1 tRNA gene is annotated in these 410 nt (G+C 58.8%); it reads right to left on the reverse strand.

The features are described from left to right. Positions 1-159: 159 nt before the first annotated feature. Positions 160-233: transfer RNA gene (locus WG902_RS22475), tRNA-Gly, on the reverse strand. Positions 234-410: the final 177 nt, after the last annotated feature.

The raw sequence follows: 410 nt of genomic DNA on the forward strand, positions 1-410 counted from the left end.
TGAGCTTGGGAAGCTCTCCGTCTCACCTGGTCAGGTTCAACGCACCACAACGAGTTCCACGGTTGTTCAAGCTGTCGAACGTCTCTCGACGATCAGCGGTGGGCACATTACTCGTGCAGTTCGTGTCGCGAAGAGCGGGCGTCCGTTTTCGAACTGATGTGGAGCGGCTGGCGGGAATCGAACCCGCATTATCAGTATGGGAAACTGAAGTCCTGCCATTGAACGACAGCCGCGTGGGAGCTGGGAGAAGATTGTACTTTCCCCTCGACGCACCAGGCCTCAAGTCAGCCAGTGCTCCGGCCGTCGAACACCTGAACGCCATTGCCGCCCAGGTCCAGCGAGGGAAGTGACCGGACGATCTTCATCGTCTCGATGCTGACCGTGATGACCCGCAGCAACAGCTCCAGTGG

This window comes from Ramlibacter sp. PS3R-8 (assembly GCF_037572435.1).
Classification (GTDB): Bacteria; Pseudomonadota; Gammaproteobacteria; order Burkholderiales; family Burkholderiaceae_C; genus Ramlibacter.